Source organism: Streptococcus pluranimalium (genome assembly GCF_047785705.1).
GTDB classification, from domain to species: domain Bacteria; phylum Bacillota; class Bacilli; order Lactobacillales; family Streptococcaceae; genus Streptococcus; species Streptococcus pluranimalium_A.
This window is the reverse complement of sequence record NZ_JBLOJV010000048.1, coordinates 1-8210: the sequence shown is the minus strand read 5'-3', so window position 1 is coordinate 8210 and position 8210 is coordinate 1. Positions and strand designations below refer to the sequence as shown.

6 protein-coding genes are annotated in these 8210 nt (G+C 39.5%); 1 reads left to right on the top strand and 5 read right to left on the bottom strand.

Annotated elements, in window-relative coordinates:
* The coding region (locus ACMZ6Z_RS08600) for a transposase (protein ID WP_416132139.1) at window positions 1–353 on the top strand (353 nt) is incomplete at its 5' end.
* A 148-nt stretch (window positions 354–501) separates the two neighbouring features.
* On the opposite strand, the gene ACMZ6Z_RS08595 is transcribed toward ACMZ6Z_RS08600, so the two are convergent.
* From ACMZ6Z_RS08595 to ACMZ6Z_RS08575, 5 genes are read right to left on the bottom strand one after another with little or no spacing between them, the layout of a single operon-like run.
* Window positions 502–3633 carry a type I restriction endonuclease subunit R gene (locus tag ACMZ6Z_RS08595; RefSeq protein ID WP_416132138.1) on the bottom strand — a complete coding sequence of 1044 codons (3132 nt, stop codon included), beginning with the start codon at window positions 3631–3633 and terminating at the stop codon, window positions 502–504.
* Window positions 3630–4844: an anticodon nuclease gene (locus tag ACMZ6Z_RS08590; RefSeq protein ID WP_416132137.1), complete on the bottom strand. Its 1215-nt coding sequence runs from the start codon at window positions 4842–4844 to the stop codon at window positions 3630–3632. The genes ACMZ6Z_RS08595 and ACMZ6Z_RS08590 overlap by 4 nt, the downstream gene beginning before the upstream one ends.
* Before the next feature lie 14 nt (window positions 4845–4858).
* Window positions 4859–6007 carry a restriction endonuclease subunit S gene (locus ACMZ6Z_RS08585; protein WP_416132136.1) on the bottom strand — a complete coding sequence of 383 codons (1149 nt, stop codon included), beginning with the start codon at window positions 6005–6007 and terminating at the stop codon, window positions 4859–4861.
* A 5-nt stretch (window positions 6008–6012) separates the two neighbouring features.
* Window positions 6013–6630, bottom strand: a complete 618-nt coding sequence (locus ACMZ6Z_RS08580) for a restriction endonuclease subunit S (RefSeq protein ID WP_416132135.1) — start codon at window positions 6628–6630, stop codon at window positions 6013–6015.
* Between the two features lies 1 nt (window position 6631).
* Window positions 6632–8179 (bottom strand): type I restriction-modification system subunit M, encoded by a 1548-nt coding sequence (locus ACMZ6Z_RS08575; RefSeq protein WP_416132140.1) that lies wholly within the window; start codon window positions 8177–8179, stop codon window positions 6632–6634.
* Between the last annotated feature and the right edge of the window lie 31 nt (window positions 8180–8210).

Genomic DNA, 8210 nt, shown 5'->3' with positions numbered 1-8210 from the left:
TAAATCTTCTTGATGTGGTGGTTCATGCAGCTAATTTGCACGACACAAAATCAGGCTTTTTCGTAGCTCGCAAAGTGATGGTAACATTCCCAACCATCAAGGCTTTTTCAGGCGATGCTGGTTATCGGAAAAGTTTTGAGGAGATGATAATGGAGGAATTTGGTTGCCCGGTAGATATTTCTGAAAAAATTAAGGGTAGCTGGCAAATCATTCCCAAACGTTGGGTTGTTGAGCGAATTTTTTCTTGGTTGAACCACTCTCGAAGATTAGCTAAGGATGTTGAAAAGTCCGTATCGTCAGAGGTTGCTTTTGTCAAACGATCACACATTAGTCGGCTTTTAAGGGCTTTATAATTTTGTGAATACAGGTTCTAAATTTTAGACTTATTTTTAGTAATTTTCGTTTCCAAATAAATCAAAATCTGCTTTGTCATATTACTGTTATAGAGCTTTTAATATCTCTTAAAATTCCAACCTCTAATTTTAGCAGAAATAATAATGGTTAAATTTCTCCACCAATCCCCTTAAATACCTCTACCAAATCCACAATTTTTTCAAATACCGTCTGCTTTTTGGTACGATATTGGGGATTGAGGGGACTCATCTTAGGAAGTGCTTCATTGAGAGCATTCCCATTTTCACTAGCGTACTCTCGTTTGAGTGACATCTGAATATAACGGCTTGCACTCTCAGGATTCAGCCCTTCTGTCTTAATCAAATGAGCTACTGCTTCTTTTTGTTTTTGACGAGCAAATGCATAAAATTGCTCTAAAATATCTGACTTCTCGGAAAAACTATCCAGGTCGCTAGCATTGATGAAATCCACAATCAAACTTTCCTTAGCTCTTTGACCTAGACTAGCACGGATAGTTCGTGTAATTTCTTCAATGAGTTGATTCTTATCAGATACCTTTTGGTTGGTTTCAAAAATCAATTCCAAAATGTAATCCAGATTGATTTCCTGTGATTTCAGTAACTCTACTTCAAAAACAACCGCATCCCAATCAATTTCGGAGTCGCTATTCTGCTGATTCCGCCTCTCATTGTCATACCAGGACTTGATATCATTGTAAGTAGAGCGATAATCTTGAATCTCACGAATACTTGGGATGTCCATTTTAGAAAGTTCCGCAACGGCTTCGTCGTCCAGATGAAAACGTTCTTTGAACTCTGCCACAGCCTCTGCGTCTGTAACATCTAACTCTTGCAAAGCCTGCAAACTCATGAAATCATCATAGTTCTGCAAGATATTATCCAAACGCAAGAACTGACCAAATAGGGTCACAAATTCTTTCTTATCACTTTCTTTACTAATCGTCGCAGGATCCGGGAATTTTTCCTGCAATTCTTTAACGACTTCCAAATACCCTTTTTGCTCTTGACCAGCTTCAATATAGCCAGTCATGTAGTCGTCGTAAGAGCGCTCCAACAGAATATCAGCCGTCTCAGTCTTCCCAAAAAGCTTAATCGCATCTGTCGTTGCCTTCTCCAAATCACGAAAGGTGACGATATTTCCAAAAGTCTTCGTCGCATTGTAAATCCGATTCGTTCGAGAAAAAGCCTGAATAAGCCCATGATAGCGTAAGTTTTTATCCACAAAAAGTGTATTCAAGGTTGGAGCATCAAAACCAGTCAAAAACATACCGACAACAATCAGTAAGTCCACTTCTCCAGACTTGACCCGCTTAGCTAAATCACGGTAATAGTTTTGAAACTCATTGCCATTGATACTAAAATTGGTCTGAAACAGGCGATTATAATCGGAAATCGCTCTACTCAAAAATTCCTTGCTACTAATATCTGCCAAGTCAGCAGGGCTGAATGTCTCGTCATCAATCTCCCCAATCGCAGCCTGCTCCTCATTTGCTGCATAAGAGAAGATGGTCGCTATCTTCAAAGGTGTATCTTTGTCAGCTTGCTGGGCAGTCAATTCTTGATAGTAAGCTTTTGCCGCATCAACACTGGAGACGGCAAACATGGCATTAAAACCTTTGCCGTTTTGCCTGTGGGTCTTTTGATTAAAATGTTCTAATATGTAAGTTGAAATCTCTGCAATCCGTGTTGGATGAAGCAGGGCTTTTTTATTCTCCGCAGCAGACAATTTCTCCAAATCTTGCTCAGTTTCTAAGGACTTAAACTGTGGACGAACATCATTGTAATCCACCTTAAATTTCAATACCTTTTGGTCGCGGATAGCATCGGTAATGACGTATGCGTGGAGCTCCCTACCGAATACAGAAACTGTGGTTTCTGAACCCAAAGCATTCCCCTTACGAATAAGATTTCCATCCTTATCATAGACATCTGGAAGAATCGGCGTCCCTGTAAAACCAAACTGACAATACTTCTTAAACTTTTGTTTTAAGCGCTTTTGAGCCTCGCCAAACTGTGAACGGTGGCATTCGTCAAAGATGAAGACCACCTGCTTATTGTAAATCTCATGCTGTGCTTCACTCGACATAAAGTTATTGAGCTTTTGGATCGTCGTGACTACAATCTTATTGTCATCTTTTTCAATATTACGTTTCAGTCCAGCCGTACTATTTGACCCATTGACTGAGTCAGGAGAAAAACGCTGGTACTCTTTCATGGTCTGGTAGTCCAAGTCTTTTCTATCAACCACAAAGAAAACCTTGTCCACTTTATCCTTCGCAGTCGCCAGTCTCGCCGCCTTAAAACTGGTCAAAGTCTTACCAGACCCCGTCGTATGCCAGATATAACCGCCAGTCTCAGGACCACTCTTGATTTTGCTGTCAATGGCCGAGCGAATCTTCCAGATAATCCGCTCCGTCGCCGCAATCTGATAGGGACGCATGATAAGGAGGGTATCACTGGTATCAAAAACTGAATAATTGATGAGAACGTTTAAAAGTGTCTGCTGACTGAAAAAGGTCGCTGTAAAATCCTTCAAATTCTTGATTGGCTCATTATTTTTTAGTGCCCAATTCATGGTAAAGTCAAAAGAATTTTTCTCCCGCTTGGTGGTATTGGCAAAATAGCGAGTATCCGTCCCATTTGAAATGACAAAAATCTGGAGATACTTGAAGAGTGAATTTTCTTCATTAAAACTCTCCTTGCTGTAACGGTGAACCTGATTAAAAGCCTCACGAATAGCCACCCCACGCTTTTTAAGCTCAATTTGTACTAAGGGCAGCCCATTGACCAAAATGGTGACATCATAACGATTGCTTGAAGTCCCAACTTGAGTCATTTGATTAATGACTTGAAGCTTGTTACGACTGATATTTTTCTTATCCCAGAGATAGATATTTTGGATATGCCCATCATCAAAGATAAAGTCGTAGATGTGGTTATCGTGGAGCTTTCTAGTGCGGTCAATCAAGCTGTCACTAGGCTTATTAAGGTACTCTTCTAAAAAACGTGCCCATTCTGCCTCAGAAAAAATCACACTGTTGAGGGCCTCTATCTGGGTCTTTAAGTTAGCTAAAAGAGCTTCTGGTGTCGTCAGATTGTTGAGGTACTCGTACCCCTGCTGTCGCAAATCACTAACCAGCTCTCGCTCCAGGTCTGCTTCCGTCTGATAGGTGCTGGGCTGAGCAAGTTTAGTGTATTTATCTAAAACGATGAAGTTATTAGATTCTAAAATAGTGTCTGTTTGGATAATGTCAGTCATTGCTGCTCCTCTTTAAATCGATAGTTTGAGTCAAAGCTATTAAATAAATTTATAAGAGTATTTTTCTCGTGAGGAGGTAACTCTCTGTATTCTAAATCAGCATGTCTATTGTGAGTGTACAAATCGATAAGTTGTGTATAGGGTTTAATATTTTCAGACGTTATAACATATCCGGCAACATCCAAACCTAATAAGACATTTTCCCATCGTCCATAACCTAAAAATGTCGCTGTTTTTTCCGCTAGATTCCTAAAAAGAGCAAAATGGAATTTCTCCACCTGATCATCCTGAATTGCTTTTCTCAATGCTTCTCTCACTCTGAGATGATATCCAAATGGAGAATCCCCTTCAACATCTGTCAACAAATATTTAAATTGTCTCTCATCCTCCATTTCATCAGTAGCTTTCATGACGTGAAAAATCTTTTTTTTGATTCTTCTATCGAATCGAATTTCATTATAAAGTACATTATAAAATAACGCTTGATGAGTCGAGACTATAAATTTCAAATCAGTATTTTCAGCACTACCTATAACATCACTTAAATAAATTGCAGCATTAATGATATTATTGTCATCCAACGAAGATATAGGATCGTCAATATAAACATAGCTTATTTCTGAAAAATCCGATGTGTCTGGAGACTCTGTCAAATCTTCAATAATAATTTCAAGGAGTGTTAAGAAAATAGACCAAACAAAAATCCGCTCTTCTCCTCTAGACACCTTTATCGTCTGCCCATCTACTTTGAATCGTATACTCTTTTTGTTACTAATTGTTAGTGCCTCACCCCTGTTATTTCTTTGAACATTTCCGAACTCATCTTTAACTGTTTCAATGATATCTTGAAATTCAACATCGATAGATCTACCAACATACTTTTGAAAATTTTCTACAGCACGTTCGAAGAGTTGCTGTGCTTCAAGGAAGTTCCCAAAATAAGTCTTCTTATCATAAATCAAATATCGATCTTCATCATTTTCTAAATCATTGTCCCACGTAAAAAGATCCTCTGTATATGAATTGAAATATAAAAGGTGCTTAATCCTATTGCCATCACTATCAGTCTCATTTACCTTGTTTTTCAATTCCATAGAAAGTCTAGTTTTCCCAGTAGCATTATATGCATATAGCAAATGGACTTTTTTATTACTAGAAATAATATTATCCGAAATTTGCGCTAAACTTTCAAATTTGATATCATTTCCCATATCTTTTCTTCCTCCTAAGGAAAGTTAAGTAACCTATCCCGCCAATAAGCATATTGTTTTTGTCGCTGCTCAATCTCAGCGGGCAGACCTTGGACAAGGTTTGTAGTCAGGGTATTGAAGCGATCAAGAATTGAGATGATGTGGTTTTGTTCTTCCAATGATGGTAGAATAATCTGAATGCGAGCTAGATTTTTAGGGTAAAGTTCAACAACTTTTGTCCCTACAAGCATTTTCTCTTTCTGTCTCTGAAAATCAGTTGTTTGCATGTAATAAACAAGATACTTCCCTAACTGCTCTGATTTCAATAAGCAAGAGTGACCACCAATACAAGCCTCCGTCTGCCCCAACCAAACCAGTGACTTCCCGACATCTTCACTATTTTCACTGGTCGTCGCAACAATCACATCCCCATAACTCGCTTTTTTGAGCTTTTGAGCTAACTCAGGACTAACAAATGATTTGGTTTGGTCTGTCGCCAAACCGTAGTGGGTATAAATCTGTCCGTAATGAATACAAGGAAAACCGCTGTCCACAAAATCTTTCTTTTGCAAGCCGTTCCCACGCACCAAGTTGCAGACAGCCCCCAACTCCACTCGTATAGGTCCAAAGACCCAAGTCAAGAGCCTAATCAGGTCTTGTCTGTACTGTACTGTACTGTCAGTATACACGCCTTCGGCGGTGAAGGTCAAGAGCTTATCTCTAAAAAATTCGTACTGTTTTTGACGAAGCTCAATCTCTTTGGGTAGGCCGATATTGAGGTCGTTACAAACCGTGTCAAAGTTGTCCAACACTTGAACGATGCGGGATTGGATAGCCAGAGAAGGGAGGGGGATTTCTATTTTGTCCAGAATAGCCTGTGTCAAACTCGGTCTAGTTGGATTAGTCGATAACCTCTCTAAATCAACAGTTGTCAAATAATAGTAAAAATATCTCGGCATCATCTGACTGTCATCAATCTCGGTGTAATAGATTGTATCGACATTCCAAAAAGGTTTATCAAGATAGAACAGATTAGATATTGAGCCTTTTCTAGGAATCAAAACAGTCGGTTTGTCATACGCATAATCAGAGACAAATTCTCCCATCTCACCACCACTACCATAAACTGGCACTTCTCCAGACGGCAAACTTTTCCAATCCCGACCATTTTTCAACCTTGCCACCTCCCCTAGCGTTTTCCACTGGACAGTGTAAACCTTATTGTTCGCCCCCCCATACTTTCATCATCAAAACTTAGGAGTTTATCTCTAAAATAAGAATATTGCTTCTGTCGGAAGGTCAATTCTGCGGTCAATTCTGTAACATAATCCGTGAATTTGTCAAGTATTTTGACTATCTCGTTCTGAATTTCTAGAGGAGGAATAGGCATTTTTAACTTTGTTAGCTTGTCACTCTTCAAAGCTGGAATACCTGCTCCGTGTTGAAATTCCATCAAATAATTCTGATTCATCTTTAGAAAATGGTATAAATAGCGATTGTCCACTACTGCCATATCCGGCAATAAATAATAGCAATGTGCATTAGCCCAGAAACGAGTTTCAACAAAATTGACAAAACCAGCGGATGCACCTCCTTGACTAACAATAATCGTATTAGCTTCTACATTATAGCTATCGGTTCTACCTGAGTAAGTTTTGCCACCATTATAAGCTGGATACTCACCATCAGCTGTTAACAAGGTTTTATTAAGTTGCTTCCCTTTATTAACTTCGCAAACTTCCCCCAACTCTTTCCACTCTACCCCATTTGGACAAAGCTCTTTTATCATTTCATCAATGTAGGTCATATCAGCTCAACTCCTCGACAATCTTATCAATCTCAGCCCGCAAGCGGTCAATGTTTTTCACGGTCTCAGCAATTTCTTTATTGAGCACATCAATATCTATTTTCTCACGCGTATCCTCTTTTTCCACATAAGTAGATACAGAGAGATTGTAGTCCGCTTCCGCAATTTTTTCTTGGGAAATGAGTTGAGCAAAGTAGTCTTCATTCGCCTTATGTTCAACGCTTGACAGGATTTTCTCAATGTTCTCTTCTGTCAAGACATTGTTATTGGTCTCTTTTTTGAACTGCTGGCTAGCATCAACAAAGAGAACATCCGTTGTGTCCTTATTCTTAGCAAGAATAAGGATACAGGTCGTGATAGATGTCCCAAAAAAGAGATTATCAGGTAACTGGATAACAGCTTCGACAAAGTTTCCTTCTACAAGATACTGACGAATCTTTTGCTCCGCACCGCCACGATAAAAAATCCCTGGGAAGGTCACAATAGCCGCTCTGCCTTTATTAGACAAATAAGAAAGGCTATGCATGATAAAGGCAAAATCCGCTTTAGACTTGGGTGCCAGAATCCCTGCTGGTGCAAAACGGTCATCATTGATCAGCGTCGGGTCGTCACTCCCAATCCACTTGATGGAGTACGGAGGGTTGGACACAATCGCATCAAAAGGTTTAGCATTGCCATGCTTAGGGTCCAGCAGCGTATTTCCTCGCTCAATGCTAAACTTATCATAATTGATATTGTGAAGGAACATGTTCATACGAGCAAGGTTATAGGTGGTCATATTGATTTCCTGACCATAAAAACCATCTTCGATGATATGCTCTGTAAATTGCTTCTTAGCTTGAAGCAGAAGAGATCCTGAACCACAGGCAGGATCATAAATCTTATTGATTTTATTCTTCTCATCCTTACCCAGCATGACGATACGAGCTAGCAGACGTGACACACTCTGCGGTGTGAAAAACTCTCCACCTGATTTCCCAGCATTAGAAGCATAATTAGAAATCAAAAACTCGTAAGCATCCCCAAAGAGGTCAATCTGATTGTCCTCAAAATGACCAAAATCAAGACTAGCAATACCTTCTAGGATGAGCGTTAGGCGTTCATTACGCTCCGAGACGGTACTTCCTAGCTTATTACTTCTGGTATCCACATCGTCAAAAAGACCCTTGATATCATTTTCACTGGCATAACCCGTAGCACTCGTCTCAATGGCATCAAAAATTTCTTTGAGCTCAGTATTTAAGTTATCATTACTACGAGCTGTTCTCACAACATTTGAAAAAAGCTGTGCAGGCATAATAAAATAGCCCTTGGTCTTAACAGCATCATCCTTGACTTCAGGCGTGATTAGCTCTTCTGGCACTTCTTCGTAGTTAATACTCTCATCACCACCCTCGATATAGGTCTTGAAATTTTCACTGATAAAACGGTAAAAAAGGATACCCAAAATGTATTGCTTGAAATCCCAACCATCTACAGCCCCACGAACATCGTCTGCAATCGCCCAAATTTTGCGGTGTAACTCTTGCCTTTGTGCTTGTTCTGACATATTCAAATCCTCACAATCTTTAATGCTTCTA